Consider the following 26,690-nt stretch of genomic DNA (forward strand, 5'->3'; position numbering starts at 1 on the left):
CGAAGACTTCTTCCCCAACCTGCGGCGCATTCGCTACGAACAACCACCCCAAGCCCCACCCACTCCACGGGTCATCTCGGGCGACGACACCCCGCCCACACCCAACCGGCTCGCACGGAAGCACGCGCGCCGGCGGGCCGAACGTGCCCGCAACAAGAAGCAGCGCCTCGTCGATGAAACGGACCCACCGTTCTAAGCCACGAGCAACCCGACCACCAACACGACGACCGCGGCGGTGGTGAGCACCGATCGCAGCATGTTCCACGGCACCCACACCGCGCTGAACTCTGCCCAGACCTGGGCGGCCTCGTCGCCACGAGAGTCGGCCGCGGCGTCGAGGCGGTTGTTGGCCGGGACGTTGATCGCCATGGTGATGGCGACACCGCCAAGGGTGAGGAGGGTGGCGGCGAGTACCCACCAACGCAACCCGTCGTTCCAGGTGGCCCACGTGCTCAGGGCACCGAACACCACACCGCCACCGAAGATGACCGCGAACAGCGGATTGAGGATGGCGCTGTTCATCCGGTGCATGGCCGGGACCGCGACGTCGGCACCGGCGCGGGTCAGGCCGGGGATCACGGAGTAGCCGAAACCTGCGAGCACCCCGGCACTGAGTCCCGTGGTCACGACAGTGAGGGTCACCAACACGTCCTGCAGTAGGTCCATAGAGAACAGTGCACCTCGTGGCACGCCGAAACGCCCATGGTTCACTCTTATCCATGTCCTCACGCTCCCGCGCCCGGGCGCTCTCCGCGCGCCTGCCGTTCGGTATCGGGACGGTCGTACTGATCCTCTGCGCAGCAATGCTCGTCACCGTCGGAGTGGTGCTCTCCGGCGGGAAGTACCAGGTGGACAACGCCGACTACGCCTACGGGGAACTGCGCGATTACCACCGTGCGCCGTCCATCGCCTGGACCATCGTCGGCCACGAGGATCTCCCCGACTATCGCGACGAGGTCACCATCCAGGTCGTCGACACCTCCGACGAGGGCTGGCTGATCGCCTACCCGTCCGGCCTGGGCCGCTCGTTCACGATGGTCGACCGCCGCAACGGCCGTCTCCTCTGGGACTCCCCCGTCAACGCCGGCCAGGGCGACTGCGCCGTCAACGAGGCCGGACAGGTCGGCTGTGCGGTTCAGCTCGGCACTCCGCTCGACGACGGCTTCTACCTCGTCGACGACGCCGGGGTGCCGACGCAGACCGCCGAATACCTCGACACCAAGAAGGTCGTGGGACTCGGCAACAACTTCCTGCGGGTCAACCGGGTCGGTCACCAGTTGTCCTTGAACACGCCGGCCGGGAAGTCCATCTGGGCGCGCACCTTCGCAGCACCGGTCGTCGATCTCGAGGTCACCGGCGACATCGTGGTCGTCAAGACCGCCGACGCCAGCCAGTTCCTGGTCAACCCGACGAACGGCGACAATCGCATCGCCTGCGACCAGTGCAACATCGCTCTCTACCCGACGGGCGTGGCCGTCGAGCACCAGGACTACAACGCCGAGCGCGTCACCACCTACGCCACGGTCAACGGGCGCGTCGACTCCGACCCCGTCGACGACTCGGAGGGGCTGCAGATCGAATCGGGGCCGTCGAAGCTGCCCCTGCTGACCGCCTCCAACCGCATCTTCGCCGACCGCGGCACCTACGAGGTACGCGATCCGGCACGCCAGGGCGCGCTGTGGCGGATCAGCGACCGTAAACTGTCGAAGTCGGGTGCCATCGCCTGCGGCTCACTGGTCAACTTCGGGCGTCTTGACGGGTCGCGAACGACGTACGCGCTCGCTGACGGCGAGCACATCGGCAGCGGCCCGCCACCCGGTCCCGAACAGCCCATCCTCGCCAATCCCGCCTGCATCGGCTCGACGGGCACCACCATGATCCTGTCGAATCAGGGCCAGCTGACGGCCCTGACCCCGGAGAACACCGTGGCCTGGGAACAGGGCGTCGGTTCGCCCGGACTGATCAAGGTGGTCGAGGGCTACATCGTGCTGAGCGAGGGTTCCACGATGTCCGTTTTGCGGCCGAACTGACCCCGCGTGTGGGCCGTTTCACATCGCAACCCGCGTCCCCGCGACGACCTGCACAGACACAAACCTGACCTCCTGTCCATACTCGGGATGGTCACGGGAAGATAACGCTTTGCTCACGACCGCGTGTACGGTCGGCTCGGTTCCGAAAGCACGAACCACGAGCAGTACACGTGAGGTCAGTAAGTTTTGGGTAAGCATTCCAAGCCACGGAAGAAAACACGCACACCGCTGTGGGCCACGGCCCTCCTCCCCGTCGGAGTCCTGGCGGGCGCGGCCACCGCAGGAGCGGAGCTGTCGCACCCGACAGCCGCCCCGGAGCCCAGCAGCCTCTCCACGGGTGTGACGGCCACCGCGGCCCCCGCATTCACCCCCGCCGCGAAGGCGCACCCGGCAGCCCCGGCCCCGACGCCGGCACCCGCCCCGGTCATCCGCCCGGCCAGCGTCACCTCCGGTGCGGTCCCCGAGACCAACTACGACGCCTACAAGAAGGCCGCGAGCACCCTCGCCGACACCACCCCGCGCTGCGGCATCGACTGGAAGGTCATCGCCGGCATCGGCAAGGTCGAGTCCCACCACGCCGACCAGGGCAACGTCAATCCCGACGGCGTGCTGCGGAGCGCCATCTTCGGTCCTGTCCTCGACGGCTCGCTCGGCGGCAACGAGGTCATCAGCGACACCGACGGCGGCGAACTCGACGGCGACGCGACCTACGATCGCGCAGTCGGCCCCATGCAGTTCCTGCCGTCCACCTGGAAGGCCTACGCCGCCGACGGCAACGGTGACGGAAAGGCCGACCCGCAGAACATCTTCGACGCCGCACTGACCACCGGTCGGTACCTGTGCGATGAGGGCCTGGACCTGCGTAACCCGGCATCGCTGACGACCGCGATCATGCGCTACAACAACTCCATGGAGTACGTGAACAACGTGCTCGGGTTCGCCCGCTCCTACTGATCTTCTCCGGAAACGGTCATCGACCCGGCCGGCGCCTGACTCAGGCCGCCGTCCGGGTCGATGTCGTTCGGATCAGTTCGGTGTGATCAATTCTGGGCCAGAAAGGCCTGCAGCGCAGCCGAATACATCGGCACGTCGGCGGCACCCATCAGTTCGCGCGCGGAATGCATCGCGAGCTGCGGAGCGCCGACGTCGATCGTGGTGAGGCCCGTGCGGGTCGCGGTGATCGGTCCGATCGTCGAGCCGCAGGGCAGATCCGCACGGTGGACATAGCGCTGCATCGGCACACCTGCGTCATCGCAGGCCATCGCAAAGATGGCCTCCCCCAAGGCATCCGAGGCGTAGCGCAGATTCTGGTTCACCTTGAGCACCGGCCCGCCGCCGATCGAGATGTGGTGGCCGGGCTCATGCCGTTCCGGATGATTCGGATGCGTCGCGTGGGCCATGTCGCCGGAGAGGCACACGCTCGCGGCCATCGCCTGCAGGTAGTCGGAGCGGGAGCCGCCGCGCGACAACACGATCCGCTCACAGATCGAGGCCAGGAAGTCCGATGCGGCACCACGCTCGGAGCCGCTGCCGACCTCTTCGTGGTCGAACAGCGCCAGCACGCGCGTATGCGTCGACGACGAACCGTCGAGCAGCGCCCGCAGACCCGCGTAGCAGGTGCCCTGGTTGTCCAATCGCGGTGCGCTGAGCAGGTTCTCGGCGGCGCCGATCACCGCCGACGGCGCGACGTCATGGGTCATCAGTTCCCAGCCCAGCAAGGTGTCGGGGTCGATGCCCGCGTACTCCGCAACCCAATCGAGAACGTCCGGGGCGGTCTCGTCGAGACCCCAGAGACCGTTGACGTGTCGCTGCGGATCGGGTGAGACGCCCTTGCGGTTCTCGGACAGGTGGATCGCCAGCTGCGGAACCCGCACCACCGGCTCGGTCACGTGAACGAGCGTGTGCGCCACCCGATCCCCCGCCCGGTAGGCGAGACGACCGGACAGCCCGAGATCGCGGTCGAGCCAGGAGTTGAGCCAGGCGCCGCCATAGGGCTCCAGCGCGATCATCGCCACCCCGGCCGACGTGCGGTCGGGATGCTGCTTCACCCGCAGGTTCGGGCTGTCGGTGTGGCCGCCGACGATGCGGAAGGCCGGACCGTCGCCGGTCTCCCAGGCGATGATCGAGCCACCGCGGATCACATAGGACTTCGACGACGCCGCGCTGACCGTGGCCGGCCACGCCTGCTCCTCGTGAAGCCTTGTGTATCCCGCGTTCTCGAGCTCACGGGCGACCGTGGCGCACACGTGGAACGGCGACGGGGAGGCGTCGATTAACTCACCGAGCCCGGCCGCCGATGCACTCGTCGGGATCTTCGGCGATGCGTCGCTCATCCGGGACACTCAGACCGAGGCGAGGACCGAGTCGATCACCGAGTAGAACAGGCCGAGCCCGTCGTCGCTGGGGCCGGTCAGGGCCTCGGTCGCGTGCTCGGGATGCGGCATGAGGCCGACGATCCGGCCGTTGGGGCTGGAGATGCCGGCGATGTCGAGTGCCGACCCGTTGGGATTGCGCTCCGGGTAGGTGAACACGATCTGACCCTCGCCCTGCAGCTCTTCGAGCTTGCGCTCCGACGCCACGTAGCGGCCCTCGCCGGACTTCAGCGGGATCAGGATCTCCGCACCGCGCTCGAAACGCGTCGTCCAGGCGGTCGTGTTGTTCTCGACGCGCAGCCACTCGTCGCGGCAGATGAAGTGCAGACCCTCGTTACGGGTCAACGCACCCGGCAGCAGGCCGGCCTCGCAGAGGACCTGGAATCCGTTGCAGATCCCCAGGACCGGCATGCCCTTGCCCGCCGCCTCGACGACCGAACCCATCACCGGCGCGAAGCGCGCGATGGCGCCGGCACGGAGGTAGTCGCCGTAGGAGAAGCCGCCCGGCACGATGACCGCGTCGACACCCTTCAGGTCGGCGTCGCCGTGCCACAGCGCGACGGGTTCGGCACCGGCGAGCCGGACCGCACGGGCGGCGTCGACGTCGTCGAGGGTGCCCGGGAAGGTGATGACACCGATACGAGCTGTCATGTCGCCTACTCCGAGACCCGGGAGACGTTGAAGTTCTCGATCACCGTGTTGGTCAACAACTCTTCGGCGATCCGCTCCAGGGTCACGTCGTCGACGGTGTCGTCGACCTCGAGCTCGAAGCGCTTGCCCTGACGGACGTCGCCGATCCCGGTGAATCCGAGCCGACCCAGTGCGCCGACGATGGCCTGCCCCTGTGGGTCGAGAATCTCGGCTTTGGGCATCACGTCGACCACCACTCGCGCCATGGCACCGCTCCTCAATCTCTGCTGATCAGTTCTCGCCTGGTCAGCTTACCGGGTGCCCCCAAATCGACTCAGAGCACGGATTCGATTGCGGCGACGACGGTCGGATCGGTCGGCTCGGTGCGCGGACGGAAACGGTTGACGACCTCACCGTCGGCGTTCACGAGAAACTTCTCGAAGTTCCACTGGATGTCGCCGGCCTCGCCGTCGGCGTCGGCGGCCTGGGTCAGCTCGGCGTACAGCGGATGGCGGGCTTCGCCGTTCACGTCGGTCTTCTCCAGCAGCGGGAACGTGACGCCATAGGTGGTCGAGCAGAAGGTCGCGATCTCCTCGGCGGTGCCCGGCTCCTGGCCCATGAACTGGTTGCACGGCACGCCGACGACGGTCAGACCCTTGTCGCCGTAGGTCTTCGCGAGCTGCTCGAGGCCCTCGTACTGCGGGGTGAGGCCGCATTTGCTGGCGACGTTGACGATCAGCAGCGGTCCGCCGAAGTCCTTCAGCGAGACGTCGGAGCCGTCGAGAGAGGTGACCGGGATGTCCTTGATGTTGCCCATGTGGAGAGATTAACCGGTCGCCGAACGGCTGTGACCGGCTGCACACCCAGGTCACCGCGATTGATGCAGTCAGGCATGTAATCCCACCCGGATTCGGCATTGGACGGCAACGGTGGGCGCTGGCAGGGTCACGTCGAGATCCAGATCACATCCGGCGGACAAGGCGGGGCATGACACAGACAGACATCGAGGCCAAGGCGGTCCAGCGCAAGGCGCGGCGCGCCGGCATCGCGTCGTACATCGGCACGACGATCGAGTGGTACGACTTCTACATCTACGGCACCGCCGCGGCACTGGTGTTCGGCGACGTGTTCTTTCCCGAAGGCCTCGCGCCGGGCGTCGGATCGCTTCTGGCCTTCGTCACGCTGTGGGCGGGATTCCTCGCCCGACCGCTCGGCGGAATCCTGTTCGGTCACCTCGGCGACCGCATCGGCCGCAAGCGCACCCTCATCATCACGCTCGTCCTGATGGGCATCGCGACCCTCGGCATCGGCCTGTTGCCCACCTACGCCCAGGTCGGCGTCCTCGCCCCGATCCTTCTGGTGGTCCTCCGCGTGATCCAGGGCGTCGCGGTGGGTGGCGAGTGGGGCGGAGCCGTCCTCGTCGCCAGCGAGAACGCACCCAAGGGCAAGGGCATCCTGTATTCGGCCTTCGCGCAACAGGGTTCACCGACCGGCAACCTTCTTGCCACACTCGCGTTCTTCGCACTTTCCGCGGTTCCCACACCGGCGTTCATGTCGTGGGCGTGGCGTATCCCGTTCCTCGCCTCGGTCGTCCTCATCGGGCTCGGACTGTTCATCCGCCTGCGCCTCGAGGAGTCGAACTCGATGAAGGCGGTCATCGAGCAGGACAAGACGGTCAAGCTCCCGATCGCCGAGGTCCTGCGCAAGCACTGGGTCCTGGTGCTGTTGGGTGCCGGCGCACTACCGCTGGTCCAGGTCACCTACTTCAAGAACACCTTCGCGCTGTCCTGGGCCACCAGCGATCTCGGCTACTCCCGCGGTTCGTTCCTGGCGATGATCGCGATCGCACTGGTCGTCCAGTTCATCGTGCAACCGTTCGGCGCGGTGTTGGTCTCCAAGATGGACATGCGAAAAGCCGTCGCTCTCATGGTGATCCCCGAGTTCATTCTCATGCCGGCCATGTTCTTCGCCATCGAGACCCGCGACTACGCGATCGCGACACTGGGCATGTGTCTCGCCACGATCCCGCACTCGATGTTCTACGGCGCGATCGCCGGTCTCCTGGCCCGGGCCTTCCCCGCCAACATCCGCTACACCGGACTGTCCCTCGCCTATCAGCTGTGTTCACTGGTCGTCGGCGGTGGCACACCTGTTCTGGCGCAATGGATTCTCAACTCCACCGGCGGCATCACCTGGGTGGCTGTCACCGGCGGTATCTATGCGGTGGTCTCCCTGTCCTGCACGCTCGCACTCCTCAAGCGCACCGGGTACACGGCAGGCGAACTGTCGGTCGCCGAACGCAGTGACGAGAACGACCTCGGCCCCGGAATCCACGCCGACACAACGGACGCCGTCACCGTACGGCCGAACACCTCGGAGTTCGACGTGCCGCCGGCCCCGGTGGCGGCGACCACCGATCAGTCGACGCCGGCCGGAGTGGGCAGCGCTTCCTCCGACAAGCGCAGCACCTCGTGAACCGCGGGGTCGTCGGTGTCGGCGCGCCACGCGAGACGCAACTGGAGAGGGTCCGGTCGCGGTTCGATCGGCCGGACCACCACCTCCGGATTGGAGATGTTGCGAGCCACGTTGGTCAGGGTGAGCGCGCAACCGACCTCCGCTGCAACCAGGGCGAAGACGGACACCGAGTCCGGGGCGCTCTGGACGATCCGCGGTGCGAAGCCGGCGTCGTGGGCGAGTCGATGCAGGTAGTCGCGCAGCGTGGACCCGGGTTCGGCCGGCAGTGCCACCCAGGGATCGTCGGCCAGCTCTTCGATCCGCAGGACCGGCCGGTCGGCCAGACGGTGTTCCCGCGGCAGCGCACACACGATGTCTTCCTCCAGGACGATGCGCGTCGCGATTCCGGGCGGCGGATACAGCCAGCGCGCGAGCACCAGATCGACACTGCCGTCACGCAGTTTCGCGAGCGCCTCGCTGGCGTAGGTGGTGCTGTCGAGCTCGAACTCGATACCCGGATGGGTGCGTCGGACCAGCTTCGCGAACCTGCCGACCAGGACGTGCGACGACGAACCGGCGAACCCCAACCGCACCCGGCCGGTGTGTCCGCGGCCGGCGGTGCCGACCGCGAGTTTGGCGAGCCGGCAGGAGTCGAGCACCGCGCGAGCCGGCTCGACGAGCGCCACCCCGGCCGCGGTGAGGTGCACGCTGCGAGTCGTACGCACGAACAGCTCGGCTCCCAGATCCTTCTCCAGCTGCTGGATCGTGCGGCTCAGATGGGGTTGCGCGAAGTGCAGCCGCTGCGCGGCCCGGCCGAAGTGCAACTCCTCGGCCACCGCGAGGAAGGCCCTCAGTTGCGCGATCTCCACGACCCCATCCTGATACGAAAGGCCCACCCGTGACAACGACGGCCCCCACTGCGACAGCCCCTCTTCCCGAGAAGGTCACCTCGCTGAGCGAGGCCATCGCGACGCACGTGCGCGACGGCATGACGATCGCCCTCGAGGGTTTCTCCCATCTGATCCCCTTCGCCGCGGCGCACGAGATCATCCGCCAGGGCCGCCGCGATCTCACCCTGTGCCGGATGACCCCCGACATCGTGTCCGACCAGTTGGTCGCCGCCGGCTGTGTGTCGAAGCTGGTGGCCTCCTTCTTCGCCAGCGGGTCGGCCGGGTCGCTCCACGAACTGCGCCGTCGCATCGAGAAACACGACCCGGAACCCCTCGAGGTGGAGGAGTACAGCCACTACGGAATGGTCTGCCGGTACCAGGCGGGAGCGGCGGGACTGCCGTTCTTCCCGCTGCGCTCCTACGCGGGAAGTGATCTGCCCGAACTGAATCCGCGTATCCGGCTCACCACCGATCCGTACACCGGCGACTCGGTCTACGTGGTGCCGCCACTCAATCCCGATGTCACGATCATCCACGCGCAGCGCGCCGACCGGGCCGGAAACATCCAGGTGTGGGGCATCACCGGCGTCCAGCAGGAGGCGGTGTACGCGGCGCGGACCGCCATCGTGCTCGTCGAGGAGATCGTCGACGACGAGGTGGTCCGGTCCGACCCCAACCGCACCCTGCTGCCCGCGCACGCCGTGGACGCCGTCGTGTTGTGCCCGCGCGGCGCGCACCCCTCCTATGCGCAGGGCTACTACGACCGCGACTGCGCCTTCTACCGCGACTGGACGCCCATCTCGAAAGATCCGGCCGCACTGCGGAACTGGATCGACGAATGGATTCGCGGCACACGCGATCACGAGGAGTACCTCGCCAAGCTCGGCGACGACCACTGGGCCACCATCGAAGTCGGTTCCCGTCCGTCGGGCACCGTCGACTACGGGAGCAGACTGTGACGATCCAGAACACCATTGTTGCGACGACGACGGAGACCATCGTCTCCGTCGCCGCCCAGCAACTCGCCGGCAAGCGCCGCGTCTTCGCCGGCGTCGGACTCCCCACGCTCGCCGTGGATCTCGCGCTTCGGAAGTACAACCCGTCCGTCGAACTCGTCTACGAGTCGGGCGTCTGCGGGGCACACCCGACGGCGATGGCCGAGGGCATCGCCGACTCCGTCCTCGTCTCCGGCGCCGAGTCGGTGCTGTCGATGGCGGCGCTGTTCGGGTACGTCCTTCAGGGCGGCAACGTCGACGTGGGGTTCCTCGGCGCCGCCCAGATCGACCGGCACGGCAGCCTCAACACCAGCGTCATCGGCGACTGGCGGAAGCCGAAGGTTCGCCTGCCCGGCGCCGGCGGAGCGGGCGAGATCATGGCGAACGCCGACGAGGTCTTCGTCATCATGCGCCGCCACGACCACGAGTCGTTTCCCGCCGAACTGGACTTCTGCACGTCTCCCAGCCCGGTCCGCGCCCGTGCCGCCGGTCGCGGCATCCAGCCGCGCGGGCACGGCGTCAGCCACGTGTTCACCCCGCTGGGTGTCCTGTCCCGGCCGGATCGTTTCGGCGAACTCGAACTCACCAGCGTGCACGCCGGCGTCTCCGTCGACGAGGCGGTCGCGGCGACGGGGTGGGATCTGAAGGTCGCCGACGAGGTGTCCGTGACCCCGGAGCCGTCTACGGAGGAGGTCCGGCTGCTCCGCGAGGAGATCGACCGGGTGCGCCTCTACCTGCGCTGATCTGCTGGCCCCTGAGACGGGGGTCACACCATCGCGCACAATATGTGCGATCTCACGCTTATTGCGATTTTGCAATAGTTGCGCCGGAGTTACTATTTCCGGGTGTCTGAGGAAACCCCGTGCGCAACGAGCGCCGACAAGTCGATCGAGTCCGCTTCGGCGGCCCTCGTCGCATTCCTCGACCGGCTCATCGAGATCGGGCGCCCCGAGACCATGGAGAGTCTCGCGGCCACCGAGGTCACCTTCTCGCAGCTCCGGGTGCTCTGCGCGCTCGGCAGCCACGACGGGCCGATGCCGGTCAACGCCATCGCCGACCAGGTCCAGCTGTCCCTCGCGGCCGCGGGCCGGACCGTCGACAAACTGGTCAGCCTCGGTCTCGCCGATCGCCGTGAGGACTCGACGGACCGTCGCATCAAGCGCGTCTCGCTCACCGAAGACGGCATGCGCTACCTCGAGACGCACCTGGCACTGCAGCACGACACCGTACGACGGTTCGTGGCCGGCCTCCCCGCCGAACTCCGGGACAACCTGTGTTCGGCGCTGCAACCCATCGTCGACGACGCCATCGACCATTTCTGCAATCTGGTCACCCGTTGACCGCGAACACCTACCGACACCTACTTCTCAGTCGCATTTCGACCGATAGGAAAAACACCGCATGACACCCTCCACCGGAGGCCATCTCCACGAAGGTCCACCAGACACCAAGCTGGACAAGAACGTCCTGCTGGTCGCCGGTGTGGTCGTGCTCGGCGCGATCATGTCGATCCTCGACGTCACCGTGGTCGGCGTCGCCCAGAACACCTTCCAGCAGGAGTTCAACACCGACGCCGCGGGTGCCGCGTGGACCGCGACCGGTTACACCCTCGCTCTCGCCGCCGTGATCCCGCTGGCAAGCTGGGCCGCGTCACGTTTCGGCACCAAGCGGGTCTACCTGACCTCGCTGGTCCTGTTCACCCTCGGTTCGATCCTCTGTGCCTTCGCACCGAACATCGGCATGCTTGTCGCATTCCGCGTGGTCCAGGGCCTCGGCGGCGGTCTGCTGATGCCGATCGGCATGATGATGCTGACCAAGGCGGCCGGTCCCGAACGCGTCGGCTCGGTCATGGCCGTCCTCGGTATCCCTATGCTCCTCGGCCCGATCTCGGGTCCGATCCTCGGCGGCGTGCTCATCGAGCAGCTCAGCTGGCACTGGATCTTCCTGATCAACGTCCCGATCGGCATCATCGCCTTCATCTACGCCTGGATCGTCCTGCGTGACGACGCCGAGACCAAGAAGTCGTCCATCGACGTCGTCGGCCTCCTGTTGCTGTCGCCGGGTCTCGCGCTGTTCCTGTTCGGTATCTCCTCGAGCGCCGAACACCGCACCTTCGTCACCGGTTCGGTGCTGGTCCCGACCATCATCGGTGCGCTTCTCATCGCCGCGTTCATCTTCCATGCGCTGCGCGCGAAGAAGCCGCTGCTCGACCTGCGTCTGTTCAAGAACAAGACGCTGAGCATCGCAGTGGCCACGATGGTGCTGTTCATGATCGCGTTCTTCGGTGCGGCACTGCTGTTCCCGCAGTACTTCATCGGCGTCCGCGGCGAGTCCACGCTGACCGCCGGTCTGCTCCTCGCCCCGCAGGGCCTGGGCGCGATGCTGACCATGCCGATCGCCGGCAAACTCACCGACAAGATGGGCCCCGGAAAGTTCGTGCTCGCCGGCATCGTCCTGATCCTGATCGGTCTGTCGACGTTCACGATGCTCGGTGCGAACACCTCGTACTGGCTGATCTGCGGCTCGCTGTTCGTCCAGGGCCTCGGCATGGGCATGACGATGATGCCGATCATGTCCGCTGCACTGGCCACCCTGAGCAACCCCCAGGTGCCCGACGGTTCGACGTTGATGAACGCCATTCAGCAGGCGGCCACCTCGATCGGCACCGCGGTCATCTCGGTGATTTTGGCCAGCAGCCTGGCGAGCAAGCCGGAGGCCGGTCTCGCGATCATGGCGAACACCTCCGACAAGCCGCTGCCCCCGGGAGTCCCGGACCCGTTGCCGGAATCGTTCTTCGAGACCGCCGCCGACGTGTTCTCCAACACCTTCGTGGTCTCGGTCGTGCTGATCTGCCTCACCGTGATCCCGGCGTTCTTCCTGCCGCGCAAGAAGATCGCCTCGCCTCTCGTCGAAGAGGACATGGAGCGCGGCCCGATCATGATGCACTGATCGACCCGGCTCGAAACCAGAAGAGCCCCACCGCCCGCGAGGGTGGTGGGGCTCTTTGGTTTCGAGGTCAGCTCTCCAACGCGCCGGACTGCTGCAGAATCCAGGCGATCTCGAAAGCGACTTCCTCCCACTGCTTGTAGCGTCCGCTGACGCCGCCGTGGCCTGCCGTCATCTCCGTCTTCAGCAGGATCGGGTTGCCCGAGGTCGACTTCTCCTGGAGCCGCGCAACCCATTTCGCCGCCTCGGTGTACAGCACCCGGGTGTCGTTGAGCGAGGTCAACGCGAGGATCGGCGGATACGGCCTCGCGTCGACGTTTTCGTACGGCGTGTAGGTCTTCATGTACTCGTAGACCTTCGGGTCGTGCAGCGGGTCGCCCCACTCGTCCCACTCGATGACCGTCAACGGCAGCGACGGGTCGAGGATCGAGTTCAGTGCGTCGACGAACGGCACCGACGCCAGGATGCCGTTGAACAGTTCCGGCGCGAGGTTGGCCACCGCACCCATCAGGAGTCCGCCGGCCGAGCCGCCCTCGGCGACCATCTGCTGCGGCGTCGTCCATCCCGTCTCGACGAGATGGCGTCCGGCCGCGACGAAGTCGGTGAAGGTGTTCTTCTTGCTGAGTTCCTTGCCGTTCTCGTACCAGTAGCGGCCCATCTCGCCACCGCCGCGGATGTGGGCGAGGACGAAGACCATGCCGCGATCGAGCATGGACAGCCGGGACACCGAGAAGTAGGGGTCGATGCTGGCCTCGTACGAGCCGTACCCGTACAGCAGCAGCGGGGCCGGCTTCGCGGCGTCGGTCTCCTTGCGGCGCACCACCGACAGCGGGATCCGGGTGCCGTCGTCGGCCACCGCCCATTCACGGGACTGGACGTAGTCGGCGGGGTCGTAGCCGCCGAGCACCGGCTGCCGCTTCAGCAGGGTGCGTTCGCCGGTGGCGACGTCGAGTTCGAACAACTCCGCGGGTTCGATGAAACTGCCGTAACCGATGCGCAGCTTCGGCGACCACCATTCGGGGTTGCCGCCGAGTCCGGCCGCACTCAGTTCCTGATCGAACTCGACCTCGTGGAAGTCTGATTCGGCCGGGATTCCGTCGATCCGGCGGAGATCTGCGATGGCCAGCCGCGGCAACGCCTCTCGCCGGTAAGACAGCACCAGGTAGTCGGCGAATGCGTCGAGATCCTCGATGCGGCGGGCCGGATCGTGCGCGATCAGCGGACGTCGGTCCGACGGGTTGTCCACCGGCGCGATGTCGATGGCGAAGTTCTCCGCCTTCTCGCCGTCGACGACCTCGTTGTGCACGATGACGAAGTGGTCGTCCCCGCCGATGACGGCATGCTCGACGCTGTACTCGACGCCGTCGACGCGCGGTACGACGCTGCGGAACTCACCGGTCGGGTTGTCGGCCTCGAGAACGTAGCTCTCCGAGGTGATCTTGGAGCCGACACCGATGACGAGGTACTTGTCGCTGCGGGTGGTGCCCATGCCGACCCAGAACCGCTCGTCGGGTTCGTGGAAGACCTTGACGTCCTCGGTGCCCGCACCGATGTCGTGACGCCACACCGTGTCCGGACGCCACGCGGCGTCGACCGTCGAATAGAAGACGTGGCGGGCGTTGGCCGACCACACCGCACTGCCCGAGGTGTCGGTGACGACGTCGTCGAGGACCTCACCGGTACGAAGGTCCTTGATGCGCAGCGTGTATCGCTCGTCGCCGACGACGTCGGTGCTGTAGGCCAGCCAGTTGCCGTCGTCGCTGACGGTCAGCGCGCCGAGACTGAAGAAGTCGTGTCCCTCGGCCTCGACGTTGCTGTCGAGCAGGACCTCCTCGCCGGGCAACTCGACACCGTCGTCGACCTTCGGCGCCGTCCAGTCGTCGTCGCCGGCGATCGGGCACCGGCAGGACGTCGAATACTGCTTGCCCTCTTGTGTTCTGGCGTAATACCAGAAGCGTCCGCGCCGGACCGGCACCGACATGTCGGTTTCCTTGGTGCGGCTCTTGATCTCGTCGAAGATCTGCTTGCGCAGATCCGCCAGGTGACCGGTGTGCGCCTCGGTGAACGCGTTCTGCGCCTCGAGGTAGGCGGTCACCTCCGGATCGTCCTTGTCGCGCAACCACTCGTAGTCGTCGACGAACGTGTCGCCGTGGTGGGTGCGTTCCTTCGGGACCTTCTTGGCGACCGGCGGTGTCGCCGCGTTGCGCTCGTCGGTCACGAGGACACCTCCGCGGTGGGCCAGTCGGCGAAGGACTTGCGCGAGATCCATTCGTAGGCATCGATGTAGCGCTGACGAGTCTTCTCGACGACGTCGTCGGGCAGTGACGGCGGGGCGACATCGGAGGCCCGGTCCCAGCCGGATTCGGCGCTGGTGAGCCAGTTCCGGACGATCTGCTTGTCGAAGCTCGGCTGGACCTTGCCCGGTTCGTAGGTCGCGGCCTCCCAGTACCGGGACGAGTCGGGGGTCAGGACCTCGTCGGCGAGCACCAGCTCACCGTCGGGGCCGCAACCGAACTCGAACTTGGTGTCCGCCAGAATGATTCCACGGTCGGCAGCAACCGCTGCACCGCGTCCGTAGATGTCGAGGGTCGCCGACCGCAGCGCCTCGGCCAGCTCCGCGCCTTCCTGCTCGACGACGCGCTCGAAGCTGATGTTCTCGTCGTGCTCACCCTGCTCGGCCTTCGTGGCCGGGGTGAAGATCGGCTCCGGCAGCTTGGACGCCTCGGACAGGCCGGCGGGCAGTTCGACACCGCACACCGCACCGGTCGCCTGGTAGTCGAGCAGACCCGAACCGGTCAGGTACCCGCGCGCGACACATTCGACCTGCACCATCGGCAGGCGCTTGACCACCATCGACCGACCGACGACCTCACCCGGGATGCGCTCGTCGGTCGGACCGCCGGCGAGATGGTTGGGGACGCCGAGCTCGTCGAACCAGAAGAAACTCATCGCCGTCAGGATGCGTCCCTTGTCGGGGATCGCGGGACTCAGGATGTGATCGTAGGCCGAGATCCGGTCGGAGGCCACCAACAGCAGGGTGTCGGCGTCGATCTCGTAGATCTCACGGACCTTTCCCGACGCCAGATGCCGGTAGGACTGCAGTTCAGGACGCATGGACTCGACCCTAGAGGTTCCGCGGGCAGCACGGGAAAGCAGGCTCTGACATTCTTGACCGATGACCGCACCCCACATCACCATCACCTACTGCACCCAGTGCAACTGGCTGCTGCGTGCGTCGTGGATGGCATCGGAGCTGCTGAACACCTTCGGCACCGAGATCGGTTCGGTGACGCTCGTCCCCGGGACCGGTGGCGTGTTCCACATCGACGTCGACGGCACGCAAATCTGGGAGCGCAAACGCGACGGCGGGTTTCCCGGGGCACCCGAACTCAAGCGGTTGGTGCGCGACGTCGCGCTCCCCGACTGGAAGCTCGGGCACGCCGACGCCTCCGCTCCGGAGTGACCTCGATACGCGCGGTCCTCGCTGCGCTCGGTCCTCGCTACTCGGCCAGCGGACATCCGCTCGGTTAACGGAAATCCGCTGGTTGAGTAGGCGAGGAGCTTGCGACGAGCCGTATCGAAACCAGCCCTAGAGGATCGGGGCGGGTGTGTAGGCCGCGGCCTCCGGGTACTGGCCGATGATCTTCTCCGCGGCGGCGATGACATCGGCCACCTGCTGTTCGGCGGCACCGACGAAGACCGACTTGTCGGCGAGCAGCCCCTCGAGCTGGGCCCGGTCGAGCGGGATGCGGTCGTCGGCGGCGAGACGGTCGAGCAGGTCCGGCTCGCGACCCTCCTCACGCATCGCCAGGGCCACCGCGACGGCGTTCTCCTTGATCGCCTCGTGCGCGGTCTCGCGACCGACACCCGCACGCACCGACGCCATCAGCACCTTGGTGGTCGCGAGGAACGGCAGGTAGCGGTCGAGCTCGTTGGCGATGACCGCGGGGTACGCGCCGAACTCGGCGAGAACGGTCAGGAAGGTCTCCATCAGACCGTCGATGGCGAAGAAGGCATCGGGCAATGCGACGCGGCGGACCACCGAGCAGAAGACGTCGCCCTCGTTCCACTGGGCGCCGGCGAGTTCGGCGGCCATCGAGCCGTAGCCCCGCAGGACCACGGCGAGACCGTTGACGCGCTCGCAGCTTCGGGTATTCATCTTGTGCGGCATCGCCGAGCTGCCGACCTGGCCGGGCTGGAAGCCCTCGGTCACCAGCTCGTGGCCGGCCATGAGCCGGATCGTGGTGGCCAGCGACGACGGTGCGGCCGCGACCTGGACCAGCGCGGACACCACGTCGTGGTCCAGCGACCGCGGGTAGATCTGGCCAACGGAGGTGAACGACCGCGCGAAACCGAGGTGGTCGGCGACGCGGGCCTCGAGGTCGGCGAGCTTGGTGGCGTCGCCGCCGAGGAGGTCGAGCATGTCCTGCGAGGTGCCCATCGGGCCCTTGATGCCGCGCAGCGGGTAGCGGTCGATCAGCTCACGAAGCCGGGTGAGCGCGATCATGAGTTCGTCGGCGGCCGAGGCGAAACGCTTGCCGAGCGTCGTGGCCTGCGCGGCGACGTTGTGGCTGCGGCCGGCCATGACGACCGAGGAGTACTGGGCGGCACGTTCGACGATGCGGGCCAGGACGGCGACACCGTGGGCGTGCACATGCTCGAGAGAACGGAGGATCTGCAGCTGCTCGACGTTCTCGGTGAGATCACGGCTGGTCATGCCCTTGTGGATCTGCTCGTGACCGGCGAGGGCGTTGAACTCCTCGATGCGGGCCTTGACGTCGTGGCGGGTGACGCGCTCACGGTCGGCGATCGAGGCGAGGTCGACCTGGTCGACGACGCGCTCGTAGTCGGCGATGGCCTCGGCCGGGACGTCGATCCCGAGGTCGGCCTGTGCCTTCAGCACCGCGATCCACAGTCGCCGTTCGAGGGCGATCTTGGTGGTGGCCGACCACAGCTCGGCGAGGTCGGTGGAGGCATAGCGGCTGGCCAGGACGTTGGCAATGGCGGGCTTCGACACCCGCTCAGTGTAGGTCGATCGCGAGCGGATCCCGAATTCCTCTGGTGCCGGCCCTCGCGCCGCTCAGAACGCGAAGCAGGTCCCGTTGGACCCGTAGCCCTGGCGCACCTTGACGAGGGTGGGCTGCGAGGCCTTGCCGTTCTGGACGGCGTAGAGGTACTTGTCGCCGATGCGACGGGGCACCCAGGTGACCGAGGCGAGTGCACCCGAGGGGAGATCGCGGCCGATGAAACGAGCCGGCAGACCCGGCTTGACCTCCCAGAACTCGACCCAGCCGGACGAGTTGACCGGGACGGTCACGGGGTAGGTACACCCGGTTCCGTAGACCACCGACGACAACGGGACACCGGCGTCCACGCGACCGGCCGGAGCGGCCTGCGCACCGGGGGCGACGAACATCGTGACCCCGAAGACCATGGACAGGAACGCGGCGGCGACACCCATGCGGGTACGGCGCCTGCTCATCGAATCCCCCGACATCCGATCCCTTCTCTCTCTTCCGCTGCGATCACGCCCGCGGTGCCAGGACGTCGATCACCTCGAGCAGGGCGTCGCGCACCGCGTCGAGGGGCCGGACGCCGTTCTGTCCGAGGGCGCCGACGATGGCGCCGTCCTCGATCCCGATCAGTTGGGCGATGTGGGCGGGGTCGGCGACCCGGCCGGATTTGGTGAGGACATCGAGATGGCACATGGACAGCGCCTGCCACCGGTCGCTGACCACCTCGCGCAGCATCGGGTACCGCGCCGACAACGCGATCATCTCGTAGCGGGCCGACAGCTGCTGGATCGTCGTGTCCTCCCCGACGATCACCTCGGCGAGGGCGGTCGACGTCGCGGTCTTCCCGCGGCGTCGACGCGGAAGTGCGTTGCAGCGCTCGGTGACCGCCTCCGCATCGTGGCTGCAGAGACTGGCCGCCGCCTCGGCCATCAGGTCGTCGAGAGAGGCGAAGTAATACGTCGTCGACGCCAGCGGCAGCTGGGCACGTTCGGCCACTGCACGATGACGGACGGCGTCGAAGCCGCCTTCGAGCAGCAGCTCGCCGGCGGCCTCGATCAAGCGAGACCGCCGTCGCGCACCCTTGGGTGTCGCCGCCGACGTCATCATGTGGTTCATGCTGCCAAAGCCGTCCGTACCGCCGTATTGCTTTTGACCAAAGCGGTACAAGCACAGTCGATTTCCCGTATAAGAGGAGGACAACGGCGGTGAACGCCCGGTTCACGTCGACGGCGGTCGATCATCGGACGGCAGAATCTTCTCCGCTCAGGCCCATGACCGTGATCGCACGCAGTTCGACGGCCTCCACGCTGTCGCCGATTACGCGGCGCTCTACACCGCATTGAGACAGTCCGCGTTCGCCGACTTCCTGCGTGAGAGGCTGGGCGCCCGTCTCAGCATCGACGACCTCACCTCCCCGCGAGTGTCACTGCCGCCCAAGCCGTCCACGGCGACCGACCGCGAGTGATTCGACTCCTGCATCACGAGACCGGACCTGATACCCCTAGGGGTATAGTCGAACCGGTCGGGTGAATCCTCGCGTTCGACCACAAGGAGGTCGTCATGGTCGGTGACGAAGAATCGATCGGCGTCGTACTCAACCGGCTGCGCCGCGCCCACGGGCAGCTCGCCGGCGTGATCTCGATGATCGAACAGGGACGTGACTGCAAGGACGTCGTGACCCAACTCGCCGCGGTGTCGAGTGCACTGGACCGTGCCGGCTTCAAGATCGTCGCGACCGGCCTCCGCGAATGCATGACCGGCGAACAGTCGAAGGACTCGGAGCCGATGACGATCGACCAACTGGAAAAGCTGTTCCTGGCGCTCGCCTGACGCAGCGGGAGCACCCACGAGAGGAATGATCATGAAACTCGGTTACCGGACGACCCTGCAGACCGACTTCGACGACGCGGTCGCGCGGACGCGGGAAGCCCTCGGCGATGTCGGCTTCGGCGTGCTCACCGAGATCGACGTGAAGGCGACGCTCAAGAAGAAGCTCGACGAGGACATGGAGAACTACCTCATCCTCGGCGCCTGCAATCCGCAGTTCGCCCATCGCGCACTCGGGGTCGAGCGGCAGATCGGTCTGCTGCTCCCCTGCAACGTCGTGGTGCGCGACGACACCGACAACCCCGGGACCGTCCTCGTCGAGGCGATGAACCCCGACATCATGGTCGCGGTGACCGACGCCCCAGGCCTCCCCGAAGTGGCGTCCGGCGCGGCCGAACTCCTGCAGAAGGCCATCGCGTCGCTCGACTGAGCGTCAAGTCAGAGACAGATTTCTCACAGCGTCGGCGCGTCGGCCGATTCGACGTTGCACCGGGCCCGGGTTCCCCGATTACCCTGTTCCTTCGATGACCAGCCTGCGATCCCGCTTCTCCGACGCCGCCGACCGCGACCTTCCGCGCGTGGGCCGTCGTGCCGTGCTCGCCGCCGGCGTCGGGGCCGCCGCTCTCGGACTGGCCGCATGCTCGGACAAGGCGCCGTCGGCATCGGTGCAGCCGCGCAACCTCGAAGGCCGCGCAGCCGACGACGAACTGCCGGTCGAGACCTCACCGCCGCCGGTCACCAGCGGTCCCCCGCTGATCACCGGCAGCTTCAAGTCCGCCCGCATGGGCGGTCGCGACACCCGCTGGGCGGTCGCCCGACCCAACGGGGTGACCGGCAAGCTGCCCGTCGTCGTCGTGCTGCACGCGCTGAACACGAACGAGAAGACCATCTTCGGGTCGAAGCTCGAGATGCAGACCGTGATGCAGCACTACGTGGACGCCGGCAACACCCCGTTCGCGCTCGCCGCTGCCGACGTGGGTCGCAACTACTACCACCGGCGGACCGACGGCACCGACGGTGGCGCGATGATCCTCGACGAGTTCCTGCCGATGCTCGCGGACAACCCGCAGCTCAACCTGTCCACCGAGCGCATCGGCCTCTTCGGCTGGTCGATGGGCGGATACGGCGCGTTGCGTCTGGCATCGATGCTCGGCGCGCCGCGCGTAGCCGCTGTGGCCGTCAGCTCGCCGGCGATGTGGGCCGACCCGCGCAACTTCCCGCCGCGCGCCTTCGACGGCCTCGCCGACTACCAGGCCAACTCGCTGTTCGGCGCGCAGCCGAGTTTCGCGAAGATCCCGCTGCTGATCAACATCGGTTCGAGCGATCAGTTCTACACCTACACCCGCCAGTGGGCCGCGGGTCTTCACCCGCCGGCCGCCTTCGGCACCGCCGCCGGTGGTCACACCAACCGGTACTGGCGCAGCGTGCTCCCCGAGCAGATCGAGTTCCTCGGCCGCAACCTCGCGGACTGAACCCGGTTCCGCGAGTTTCGCTCACTCATTCCGTTCCCGCTCACGCAAATCCGGTGAGCGGGAACGGAGAATGTGAGCGATGGTTCGCTAGATGCTGATCTTGCCCTCGAGGGCGTTGCGTCCGATGTCGGTGCGGAAGTGCGAACCCGGCAGCTTGATCTTCTCGATCCGGGCGTAGGCCTGGGCGCGGGCCTCGGCGAGGTCGGCGCCGGTGCCCACGACCGCGAGCACGCGACCTCCGGCGGAGACGATCGCACCGTCGGCGTTCTTGGACGTACCCGCGTGCAGCACACCCTCGGCGTCGGCGCCGGTGATGGTGTCACCGGTACGCGGCTTGCCGGGGTAGTTCTCGGCGGCGACGACCACGGTGACCGCGGCGCCGTCGTGCCATTCGAGCGCCGGCAGGTCGGCGAGCGTCCCGGTGGCGGTCGCGTTGAGCGCCGCGCCGAGCGGCGACTTCAGCAGCGCGAGGACCGCCTGGGTCTCGGGATCGCCGAAGCGGCAGTTGAATTCGACGACCGCGGGGCCGTCCGCGCCGATCGCGAGACCGGCGTAAAGGAGACCCGAGAACGGAATTCCGCGCTTGACCATCTCGGCCGCAACGGGTTTCACGACCTCGTCGACGATGCGCCCGGTCATCTCGGCGGGCAGCCACGGCAGCGGCGTGTAGGCGCCCATGCCGCCGGTGTTGGGTCCGGCGTCGTTGTCGCCGACACGCTTGTGGTCCTGCGCGGGCAGCAGCGGCACCACGGTCTCGCCGTCGACGAGGCAGAACAGCGAGACCTCGGGTCCGTCGAGGAAGCTCTCCAGCAGGACGGGGTGTCCGCTCTCCAGGCATTCGGCGGCGTGGTCGCGGGCGACGTCGCGATCGGGGGTGACGACGACGCCCTTGCCCGCGGCGAGACCGTCGTCCTTGACGACCCAGGTGGGTCCGAAGCGGTCGAGGGCGGCGTCGAGATGGGCCGGGTTGTCGACGATCTCCGCATGCGCGGTCTTCACGCCGGCAGCTGCCATCACGTCCTTGGCGAAGGCCTTGGAACCCTCGATCTGCGCGGCCTGGGCGCTGGGACCGAAGGTCGCGATGCCGGCCTCGCGCAGGGCGTCGGCGACACCGAGGACCAGGGGGACCTCGGGCCCGATGACCACGAGGTCGGCTTCCAGCTTCTCCGCCAGCGCGACAACTGCCTCGCCCGAGACCACGTCGACGGCGTGATTGGTGGCGATCGCCGAGGTTCCGGCGTTGCCGGGAGCGACATGCAGGTCGGTGACCGACGGATCGTTCTTGAGGCCGATGAGAAGGGCATGTTCGCGGCCGCCCGAGCCGATCACGAGTACTCGCACGACCATGACTCTAAACCGTCGGACGTGGCGGGTCAGGTGTCGGGCATCGCCACTACATTGGGGCCCATGACCGCCACCCTCTCCCCTGACCAGCTGACCGCCGCCAACCGCGTCATCACCAGCCTGGCCGGTGAGGGCGCCACGCTGCGCGAGGACCAGCTCCGGGCTGTGACAGCACTGGCCGGGGGCGAACCCGGCACACCCGGCGCACGGGTCCTCGTGGTCCAGGCGACCGGCTGGGGAAAGTCCGCGGTCTACTGGTCGGCCACCGCGATCATCCGTGCCGGCGGCGGCGGACCGACGCTGATCGTCTCCCCGCTGCTGTCACTCATGCGCGACCAGGTGGCCGCCGCGGCTCGCGGCGGCCTGTCCGCGGCGACGCTGAACTCGTCGAACGTCGACGAGTGGTCGGCCATCGAGGCGCAGCTGCGGGCTGGCGACCTCGACGTCCTGCTCGTCTCACCGGAACGTCTGGCGAATCCCGGCTTCGGACGCCGTGTGCTCGACGCACTGGCCGGCAACCTCGGGCTCCTGGTGATCGACGAGGCACATGCCGTTTCGGACTGGGGCCACGATTTCCGGCCCGACTACCGCCGCGTGGCCGACGTGCTCCGCTCGGTCAACCCGACCACGCCGGTCCTGGCGACCACCGCGACCGCCAACGCACGTGTCACCGAGGACGTCGCCGCGCAGCTCGATTCCGGTTCCGACGCACCGACTCTCGTCCTCCGCGGTCCGCTCGCCCGGAAGTCGTTGCATCTCAACGTCCTCGACGGACTCTCCCCCGTGCAGCGCTACGGCTGGGTGGCACAGGCCCTCCCCCACCTCCCGGGTTCGGGCATCGTCTACGTCCTCACCGTCGCCGATGCCGACCGGCTCGTCGAGGCCATCCGCGCTGTGCACGGTGATTCGGTCGAGGTCGCCGCCTATACCGGACAACTCGACGCCGATCGTCGGCACGAACTCGAAGATGCGTTGCTGCACAACAAGGTCAAGGCACTCGTCGCGACATCGGCGCTGGGGATGGGCTACGACAAGCCGGACCTCGGCTTCGTCGTGCACGTCGGATCACCGCCGTCGCCGGTGTCCTACTACCAGCAGGTGGGTCGTGCCGGGCGCGCGCTAGACGACGCCGTGGTGATGCTGCTGGCGTCGCAGACCGACGACCGGATCTGGGATCACTTCGCCACCGCGACGATCCCCGACCCCGACAAGATGCGTGACCTGCTGGCCGCGTTGGAGGCTGCCGACGAACCGCAGTCGCCCATCCAGCTCGAGGCCGCCACCCGCTTCCGTCGCACGCGAATCGAGTTGATGCTCAAGCAACTCGCCGTCGACGGCATCACCGACCGCACCCCCGACGGTTGGGTCGCCACCGGCAAACCGTGGACCTACGACGCCGCACACTACGACGGGGTACTCGCCGTCCGTCGCCGTGAGGCCGACATCATGCGCTCCTACATCGCCGGCCGCACCTGCCTGATGCGTCTGCTGACCGAATCGCTCGACGACCCGCAGGCCGCCGACTGCGGTCGCTGCTCGGCCTGCCGCGGCAGACTGAGCGAGGGACTCCCCGACACCGTCGACGCCGAGGTGGTCCGCACCGTCACGTCGACGCTGCGCCGCAAGGCGTCGACCCTCGACCCGCGGAAGATGTGGCCGGGCGGCGAATTCGGCCGTCGCGGAAGGATCCCCGCCGACCTGCTCGCCCAGCCCGGACGCGTCCTCGCTCATGCCGACGCCCCCGAGTGGGTCGAGGTGCTGGCCGCCGCCCGCAACGGCGACGAGCGCGCCCTCGCCGAACTGGGCGACGCCGCCGTCGCCACGCTCTCGGCCTGGGTCCGCGATACCGGTGTCCGCGCAGACGTCATCGTGTCGCTTCGTCTGACCGGTACAAACCTGGCCGAGGCGCTCGCCGAGCACCTGCGCACGGTCGGGAAGCGCGGCGGCGGAACGTTCCCGGTCCGCATGGGCGATCCGCCGACCGACGCGACCGGCGCGGTCGAGGCCGCCTACTGGCGCGACCACCTGGGAGATCCGCCCGAGGTAACGGGCCAGAACGTGATGCTCGTCGTCGACGCCAACAGCTCCGGCTGGCCGATCACCCTGGCCGCCGCTGCGTTGCGGGAGGCCGGGGCGGGTGCGGTCCTGCCGCTGCTGATCCACCGGACCGTCTGACCCTTCGAGACGCTCGCAAGCTCGCTCCTCAGGGAGCACGAGAGGGGTCAGTCGGCGACGTACTCGCCGTACCCGAGCGAGCGCAGGCTCGCGCGGATCTTCTCGGCCGCGGCGTCGAGCTCCTCGGGGCTGGCGTTCTTGTCGGCGTTGGCGAGGTCGAAGGTCTCCAAGGAGAGCCCCTGGAAGACGTGGATGTGCACGTGGGGAACCTCGAGGCCGGCGATGAGCAGACCGATGCGCGGAGCGTCGAAGGCATCCTTGACGGCCTGGCCGACCTTCTGCGCGACACCGCTGAGGTGAGCGAACAGCGAGCTGTCGATCTGCTCCCAGTGGTCGACCTCGTTGCGCGGCACCACCAGAACGTGGCCGGGGGTGACCGGCTCGATGGTCAGGAACGCGACGGCTTCGCCGTCCTTCCAGACGAATCGACCCGGGATGTCGCCGTTGATGATCATGCTGAAGACCGATGCCATGGGCCGAGTCTAGATGTTGTGGGGTTCGGCACCACCGGACGCGACGTGTTCTCCACGGCGCTGTCGGGGGTCCATGACATTCTTTTCGGTGTGAGTGGGCCAGAATCCTCCCGATCGGGACGCAGCACCGGCAGAGCCGTCGGCTCCAGTGACGTCCTGGCCCGCGCACAGCGGTTCCCGCGGCTTCGGTACATGGGGTCGAAGTACCGGCTGCTCCCCCATCTCGAACGCACCTTCGCCGAGATCGGCGGGTCGACGGCGGTCGACGCCTTCTCCGGGTCGGGCGTGGTCTCGTACCTGCTGAAGGCGCAGGGTTTCGAGGTCCTCAGTAATGACTTCCTCCACTTCCCGCACGTCATCACACGCGCCTCGGTGGCGAATTCGAGCGTCCGCCTCGAACAGGAACTCGTCGAACAGATCTGCGGGCCGGCCGCCGACGACCGCGACTACATCTCCAGCACCTTCGACGGCCTGTATTTCACCGCGGAGGACCGCGCGTTCCTCGACTCGGCGTGGTCCCACATCGACGCACTGCGCGGATACCGTCGCGACCTGGCCATCTCCGCGCTGGTCCTCTCCGCTGCCCGCAAGCAGCCGCGCGGGGTGTTCACCTTCACCGACTCCACGCGCTATGCCGACGGGCGCCGCGACCTCACGATGTCGCTGCGCGATCACTTCCGGCTGCGTGCGGCGGCCGACTACAACGGCACGGTGTTCAGCAACGGTTGCAGCAACCGGAGCGTCCAGGGCGACATCTTCGACCTCGACCTGCCGTGGTCGGCGCCGCCGGATCTCGTCTACCTCGACCCGCCGTACGCGCCGCCCACCGACGACAACGACTACATCAAGCGCTATCACTTCCTCGAGGGTCTGTCCGCGTACTGGCGCGGGATGACCATCATGGAGAACACCAAGACCAAGAAGCTGCCCAAACGCTTCACGCCGTTCGCGTACAAAAGGACCATCGAGGACGCGCTGCTGCGGACGTTCGAGCATTTCGAGGACGCGGGCGCGATCGTGTTGTCGTATTCGTCGAATGCGTTGCCGGGCAAGGACCGCATCGTCGACCTCCTCGGCAAGGTCAAGCCCTCGGTCGAGGTGATCGCGATCGACCACAAGTACAGCTTCGGGACGCACGCCGCGGCCACGCGCCGCGACGTCAGCGAGTTCCTGTTCATCGGGCGGGACTGACGCCGAGCGCATGAGTGACGCAGTTGATTTCGAGGACTACCTGAAGTCCTTGGGACGCTTGACCTCCCACGTCGACCCCACCGCCTCCACACCGGAGGCCGAGCGGATCGTCGAGGCCACCGGGAGTCTCGGTGGGCTCCTCGACACCGACATCACCGGACTCGCCGCCTGGGTGCGCGACAACCCCAACGACGTGCCGGTGCTCGGGCTCGCGGTCGGGTTGTCGCAGGAGAAACTCAAGAACGCACTGCGCGACCGGTTCGACACCAGCGGCTGGCACGGACTTGCGCGCACCCAGCCCGTCGACCTGGTGACCTGGCTCGACACGGAGTTCGACCTCGTCCGGATGTTGCGGGCCCAGATGGAACGCACCTACACCTTCGCCGACATCCTCGTGGCGCGCGCCGGCACCCGCGCCACCGCGACCCGGGCCGGTGCGTCCGGCCGTCGCATCGAGGACGAGATCGAGGACATCGCACGCGATCTCGGATTGGACTACACGACGCGATCGCGGTTCGTCGGCCGCAACGGCCGTACCGCCCCCGCCGACCTCATCGTGGGCGACCCCAACTCCGCCGACATCGTGGTGGCCGCGAAGGGTTTCGACTCGACCGGCTCGAAACTCACCGACGCGGTGCGCGAGATCGAGGAGATGGCCGAGGTCCGCCTCCCCACCCAGCTCGTGCTCGCGGTGATCGACGGAATCGGCTGGAAGTCAAGGCAATCCGACCTCCGACGCATCCACCAGCTCTGGGCCACCCGCCAGATCGACGGCATGTACACCCTCGTCACGCTCGACCAATTCCGCACCGACGTGGCCGAGTTCGCGAGGTTACGGCGGCTGATCTGACCCTTCGATACGCCCCTCCGCAAGCT

General features: G+C 67.4%; 27 protein-coding genes and 1 pseudogene. 15 read left to right on the forward strand and 13 right to left on the reverse strand.

What is annotated here, in order from left to right; all coding sequences use genetic code 11:
• A pseudogene (locus OK17_RS11400) lies at positions 1-196 on the forward strand (HNH endonuclease); the annotation flags it as partial.
• On the opposite strand, the gene OK17_RS11405 reads toward OK17_RS11400, so the two are convergent.
• Positions 193-666 carry an anthrone oxygenase family protein gene (locus OK17_RS11405; RefSeq protein ID WP_461417503.1) on the reverse strand — a complete coding sequence of 158 codons (474 nt, stop codon included), beginning with the start codon at positions 664-666 and terminating at the stop codon, positions 193-195. The pseudogene OK17_RS11400 and the gene OK17_RS11405 overlap by 4 nt on opposite strands.
• Positions 667-719: 53 nt before the next feature.
• Here OK17_RS11405 and OK17_RS11410 point away from each other — a divergent pair, with 53 nt between their 5' ends.
• Together OK17_RS11410 and OK17_RS11415 are read left to right on the forward strand one after the other, a co-directional pair.
• Positions 720-2,030: a hypothetical protein gene (locus tag OK17_RS11410; protein WP_461417504.1), complete on the forward strand. Its 1,311-nt coding sequence runs from the start codon at positions 720-722 to the stop codon at positions 2,028-2,030.
• A gap of 186 nt (positions 2,031-2,216) precedes the next feature.
• Positions 2,217-2,984 (forward strand): lytic transglycosylase domain-containing protein, encoded by a 768-nt coding sequence (locus tag OK17_RS11415; protein WP_232715961.1) that lies wholly within the window; start codon positions 2,217-2,219, stop codon positions 2,982-2,984.
• An 86-nt stretch (positions 2,985-3,070) separates the two neighbouring features.
• Here OK17_RS11415 and OK17_RS11420 read toward each other — a convergent pair whose 3' ends face one another.
• From OK17_RS11420 to OK17_RS11435, 4 genes are all read right to left on the reverse strand, one after another.
• Positions 3,071-4,363, reverse strand: coding sequence for a M18 family aminopeptidase (locus OK17_RS11420; protein WP_232715962.1), 1,293 nt, complete (start codon positions 4,361-4,363; stop codon positions 3,071-3,073).
• 9 nt (positions 4,364-4,372) lie between these two features.
• Entirely contained in the window at positions 4,373-5,053 is a 681-nt protein-coding gene (gene purQ / locus OK17_RS11425) for a phosphoribosylformylglycinamidine synthase subunit PurQ (protein ID WP_154884515.1), read from the reverse strand.
• Between the two features lie 5 nt (positions 5,054-5,058).
• Positions 5,059-5,298 (reverse strand): phosphoribosylformylglycinamidine synthase subunit PurS, encoded by a 240-nt coding sequence (gene purS, locus OK17_RS11430; protein WP_005201292.1) that lies wholly within the window; start codon positions 5,296-5,298, stop codon positions 5,059-5,061.
• A 68-nt stretch (positions 5,299-5,366) separates the two neighbouring features.
• Complete coding sequence (locus OK17_RS11435) at positions 5,367-5,849, reverse strand: glutathione peroxidase (RefSeq protein WP_232715963.1); 483 nt, start codon at positions 5,847-5,849, stop codon at positions 5,367-5,369.
• Between the two features lie 170 nt (positions 5,850-6,019).
• Here OK17_RS11435 and OK17_RS11440 point away from each other — a divergent pair, with 170 nt between their 5' ends.
• Positions 6,020-7,507: an MFS transporter gene (locus tag OK17_RS11440; protein ID WP_461417505.1), complete on the forward strand. Its 1,488-nt coding sequence runs from the start codon at positions 6,020-6,022 to the stop codon at positions 7,505-7,507.
• On the opposite strand, the gene OK17_RS11445 is transcribed toward OK17_RS11440, so the two are convergent.
• Positions 7,450-8,355: a LysR substrate-binding domain-containing protein gene (locus OK17_RS11445; RefSeq protein WP_461417506.1), complete on the reverse strand. Its 906-nt coding sequence runs from the start codon at positions 8,353-8,355 to the stop codon at positions 7,450-7,452. The genes OK17_RS11440 and OK17_RS11445 overlap by 58 nt on opposite strands.
• Before the next feature lie 29 nt (positions 8,356-8,384).
• Here OK17_RS11445 and OK17_RS11450 point away from each other — a divergent pair, with 29 nt between their 5' ends.
• The 4 genes from OK17_RS11450 to OK17_RS11465 all read left to right on the forward strand — a co-directional run bounded on the left by OK17_RS11450 (position 8,385) and on the right by OK17_RS11465 (position 12,320).
• Complete coding sequence (locus tag OK17_RS11450; RefSeq protein ID WP_461417507.1) at positions 8,385-9,335, forward strand: CoA transferase subunit A; 951 nt, start codon at positions 8,385-8,387, stop codon at positions 9,333-9,335.
• Positions 9,336-9,337: 2 nt separating this feature from the next.
• Positions 9,338-10,114 carry a CoA-transferase subunit beta gene (locus OK17_RS11455; protein ID WP_461417516.1) on the forward strand — a complete coding sequence of 259 codons (777 nt, stop codon included), beginning with the start codon at positions 9,338-9,340 and terminating at the stop codon, positions 10,112-10,114.
• Between the two features lie 102 nt (positions 10,115-10,216).
• Entirely contained in the window at positions 10,217-10,711 is a 495-nt protein-coding gene (locus tag OK17_RS11460; RefSeq protein WP_461417508.1) for a MarR family winged helix-turn-helix transcriptional regulator, read from the forward strand.
• A gap of 61 nt (positions 10,712-10,772) precedes the next feature.
• Positions 10,773-12,320, forward strand: coding sequence for a DHA2 family efflux MFS transporter permease subunit (locus OK17_RS11465; protein ID WP_461417509.1), 1,548 nt, complete (start codon positions 10,773-10,775; stop codon positions 12,318-12,320).
• Positions 12,321-12,387: 67 nt separating this feature from the next.
• Here OK17_RS11465 and OK17_RS11470 read toward each other — a convergent pair whose 3' ends face one another.
• Entirely contained in the window at positions 12,388-14,535 is a 2,148-nt protein-coding gene (locus tag OK17_RS11470) for a S9 family peptidase (protein WP_461417510.1), read from the reverse strand.
• Complete coding sequence (locus tag OK17_RS11475; RefSeq protein ID WP_461417511.1) at positions 14,532-15,431, reverse strand: phosphoribosylaminoimidazolesuccinocarboxamide synthase; 900 nt, start codon at positions 15,429-15,431, stop codon at positions 14,532-14,534. The genes OK17_RS11470 and OK17_RS11475 overlap by 4 nt, the downstream gene beginning before the upstream one ends.
• 61 nt (positions 15,432-15,492) lie before the next feature.
• Between OK17_RS11475 and OK17_RS11480 the strand changes: the two genes are divergently transcribed.
• Positions 15,493-15,780 carry an Rdx family protein gene (locus tag OK17_RS11480; protein ID WP_006358387.1) on the forward strand — a complete coding sequence of 96 codons (288 nt, stop codon included), beginning with the start codon at positions 15,493-15,495 and terminating at the stop codon, positions 15,778-15,780.
• A 126-nt stretch (positions 15,781-15,906) separates the two neighbouring features.
• On the opposite strand, the gene purB is transcribed toward OK17_RS11480, so the two are convergent.
• The 3 genes from purB to OK17_RS11495 form a co-directional block, all read right to left on the reverse strand.
• Complete coding sequence (purB, locus tag OK17_RS11485) at positions 15,907-17,334, reverse strand: adenylosuccinate lyase (RefSeq protein WP_461417512.1); 1,428 nt, start codon at positions 17,332-17,334, stop codon at positions 15,907-15,909.
• Between the two features lie 63 nt (positions 17,335-17,397).
• Positions 17,398-17,799 (reverse strand): hypothetical protein, encoded by a 402-nt coding sequence (locus OK17_RS11490; RefSeq protein ID WP_232715971.1) that lies wholly within the window; start codon positions 17,797-17,799, stop codon positions 17,398-17,400.
• Positions 17,800-17,842: 43 nt separating this feature from the next.
• Positions 17,843-18,436 (reverse strand): TetR/AcrR family transcriptional regulator, encoded by a 594-nt coding sequence (locus OK17_RS11495; protein WP_461417517.1) that lies wholly within the window; start codon positions 18,434-18,436, stop codon positions 17,843-17,845.
• 456 nt (positions 18,437-18,892) lie between these two features.
• On the opposite strand from OK17_RS11495, the gene OK17_RS11500 reads away from it, so the two are divergent.
• The 3 genes from OK17_RS11500 to OK17_RS11510 all read left to right on the forward strand — a co-directional run bounded on the left by OK17_RS11500 (position 18,893) and on the right by OK17_RS11510 (position 20,631).
• The gene (locus OK17_RS11500; RefSeq protein ID WP_154884638.1) at positions 18,893-19,162 is read left to right on the forward strand and encodes a metal-sensitive transcriptional regulator; all 270 of its coding nucleotides are present in this window, start codon (positions 18,893-18,895) and stop codon (positions 19,160-19,162) included.
• Positions 19,163-19,193: 31 nt separating this feature from the next.
• Positions 19,194-19,589 (forward strand): DUF302 domain-containing protein, encoded by a 396-nt coding sequence (locus OK17_RS11505; protein ID WP_461417513.1) that lies wholly within the window; start codon positions 19,194-19,196, stop codon positions 19,587-19,589.
• A gap of 94 nt (positions 19,590-19,683) precedes the next feature.
• Positions 19,684-20,631: an alpha/beta hydrolase gene (locus OK17_RS11510; protein WP_461417514.1), complete on the forward strand. Its 948-nt coding sequence runs from the start codon at positions 19,684-19,686 to the stop codon at positions 20,629-20,631.
• Between the two features lie 87 nt (positions 20,632-20,718).
• Here OK17_RS11510 and purD read toward each other — a convergent pair whose 3' ends face one another.
• On the reverse strand, positions 20,719-21,972 hold the full coding sequence (purD, locus tag OK17_RS11515; protein WP_461417515.1) for a phosphoribosylamine--glycine ligase: 1,254 nt from the start codon (positions 21,970-21,972) through the stop codon (positions 20,719-20,721).
• 66 nt (positions 21,973-22,038) lie between these two features.
• Here purD and OK17_RS11520 point away from each other — a divergent pair, with 66 nt between their 5' ends.
• Positions 22,039-24,150: a RecQ family ATP-dependent DNA helicase gene (locus OK17_RS11520; RefSeq protein WP_232715974.1), complete on the forward strand. Its 2,112-nt coding sequence runs from the start codon at positions 22,039-22,041 to the stop codon at positions 24,148-24,150.
• Positions 24,151-24,197: 47 nt separating this feature from the next.
• Here OK17_RS11520 and OK17_RS11525 read toward each other — a convergent pair whose 3' ends face one another.
• On the reverse strand, positions 24,198-24,623 hold the full coding sequence (locus OK17_RS11525; RefSeq protein WP_232715975.1) for an HIT family protein: 426 nt from the start codon (positions 24,621-24,623) through the stop codon (positions 24,198-24,200).
• A 90-nt stretch (positions 24,624-24,713) separates the two neighbouring features.
• Here OK17_RS11525 and OK17_RS11530 point away from each other — a divergent pair, with 90 nt between their 5' ends.
• Both OK17_RS11530 and OK17_RS11535 read left to right on the forward strand, forming a co-directional pair.
• Positions 24,714-25,814 (forward strand): DNA adenine methylase, encoded by a 1,101-nt coding sequence (locus OK17_RS11530; protein WP_454771245.1) that lies wholly within the window; start codon positions 24,714-24,716, stop codon positions 25,812-25,814.
• Between the two features lie 10 nt (positions 25,815-25,824).
• On the forward strand, positions 25,825-26,664 hold the full coding sequence (locus tag OK17_RS11535) for a hypothetical protein (RefSeq protein ID WP_232715976.1): 840 nt from the start codon (positions 25,825-25,827) through the stop codon (positions 26,662-26,664).
• Positions 26,665-26,690: the final 26 nt, after the last annotated feature.

It is taken from the genome of Gordonia sp. GN26, from assembly GCF_054823965.1.

Bases quoted from the DNA above. Each gene is read 5' to 3' on its own strand.
- OK17_RS11500 (WP_154884638.1), top strand. From the start codon at position 18,893: ATGGTCGGTGACGAAGAATCGATCGGCGTCGTACTCAACCGGCTGCGC.
- purS (WP_005201292.1), bottom strand. From the start codon at position 5,298: ATGGCGCGAGTGGTGGTCGACGTGATGCCCAAAGCCGAGATTCTCGAC.
- purQ (WP_154884515.1), bottom strand. From the start codon at position 5,053: ATGACAGCTCGTATCGGTGTCATCACCTTCCCGGGCACCCTCGACGAC.
- OK17_RS11520 (WP_232715974.1), top strand. From the start codon at position 22,039: ATGACCGCCACCCTCTCCCCTGACCAGCTGACCGCCGCCAACCGCGTC.
- OK17_RS11435 (WP_232715963.1), bottom strand. From the start codon at position 5,849: ATGGGCAACATCAAGGACATCCCGGTCACCTCTCTCGACGGCTCCGAC.
- OK17_RS11495 (WP_461417517.1), bottom strand. From the start codon at position 18,436: ATGACGTCGGCGGCGACACCCAAGGGTGCGCGACGGCGGTCTCGCTTG.
- OK17_RS11535 (WP_232715976.1), top strand. From the start codon at position 25,825: ATGAGTGACGCAGTTGATTTCGAGGACTACCTGAAGTCCTTGGGACGC.
- OK17_RS11480 (WP_006358387.1), top strand. From the start codon at position 15,493: ATGACCGCACCCCACATCACCATCACCTACTGCACCCAGTGCAACTGG.
- OK17_RS11505 (WP_461417513.1), top strand. From the start codon at position 19,194: ATGAAACTCGGTTACCGGACGACCCTGCAGACCGACTTCGACGACGCG.
- OK17_RS11465 (WP_461417509.1), top strand. From the start codon at position 10,773: ATGACACCCTCCACCGGAGGCCATCTCCACGAAGGTCCACCAGACACC.
- OK17_RS11410 (WP_461417504.1), top strand. From the start codon at position 720: ATGTCCTCACGCTCCCGCGCCCGGGCGCTCTCCGCGCGCCTGCCGTTC.
- OK17_RS11440 (WP_461417505.1), top strand. From the start codon at position 6,020: ATGACACAGACAGACATCGAGGCCAAGGCGGTCCAGCGCAAGGCGCGG.
- OK17_RS11525 (WP_232715975.1), bottom strand. From the start codon at position 24,623: ATGGCATCGGTCTTCAGCATGATCATCAACGGCGACATCCCGGGTCGA.
- OK17_RS11475 (WP_461417511.1), bottom strand. From the start codon at position 15,431: ATGCGTCCTGAACTGCAGTCCTACCGGCATCTGGCGTCGGGAAAGGTC.
- OK17_RS11405 (WP_461417503.1), bottom strand. From the start codon at position 666: ATGGACCTACTGCAGGACGTGTTGGTGACCCTCACTGTCGTGACCACG.
- OK17_RS11420 (WP_232715962.1), bottom strand. From the start codon at position 4,363: ATGAGCGACGCATCGCCGAAGATCCCGACGAGTGCATCGGCGGCCGGG.
- OK17_RS11510 (WP_461417514.1), top strand. From the start codon at position 19,684: ATGACCAGCCTGCGATCCCGCTTCTCCGACGCCGCCGACCGCGACCTT.
- OK17_RS11490 (WP_232715971.1), bottom strand. From the start codon at position 17,799: ATGAGCAGGCGCCGTACCCGCATGGGTGTCGCCGCCGCGTTCCTGTCC.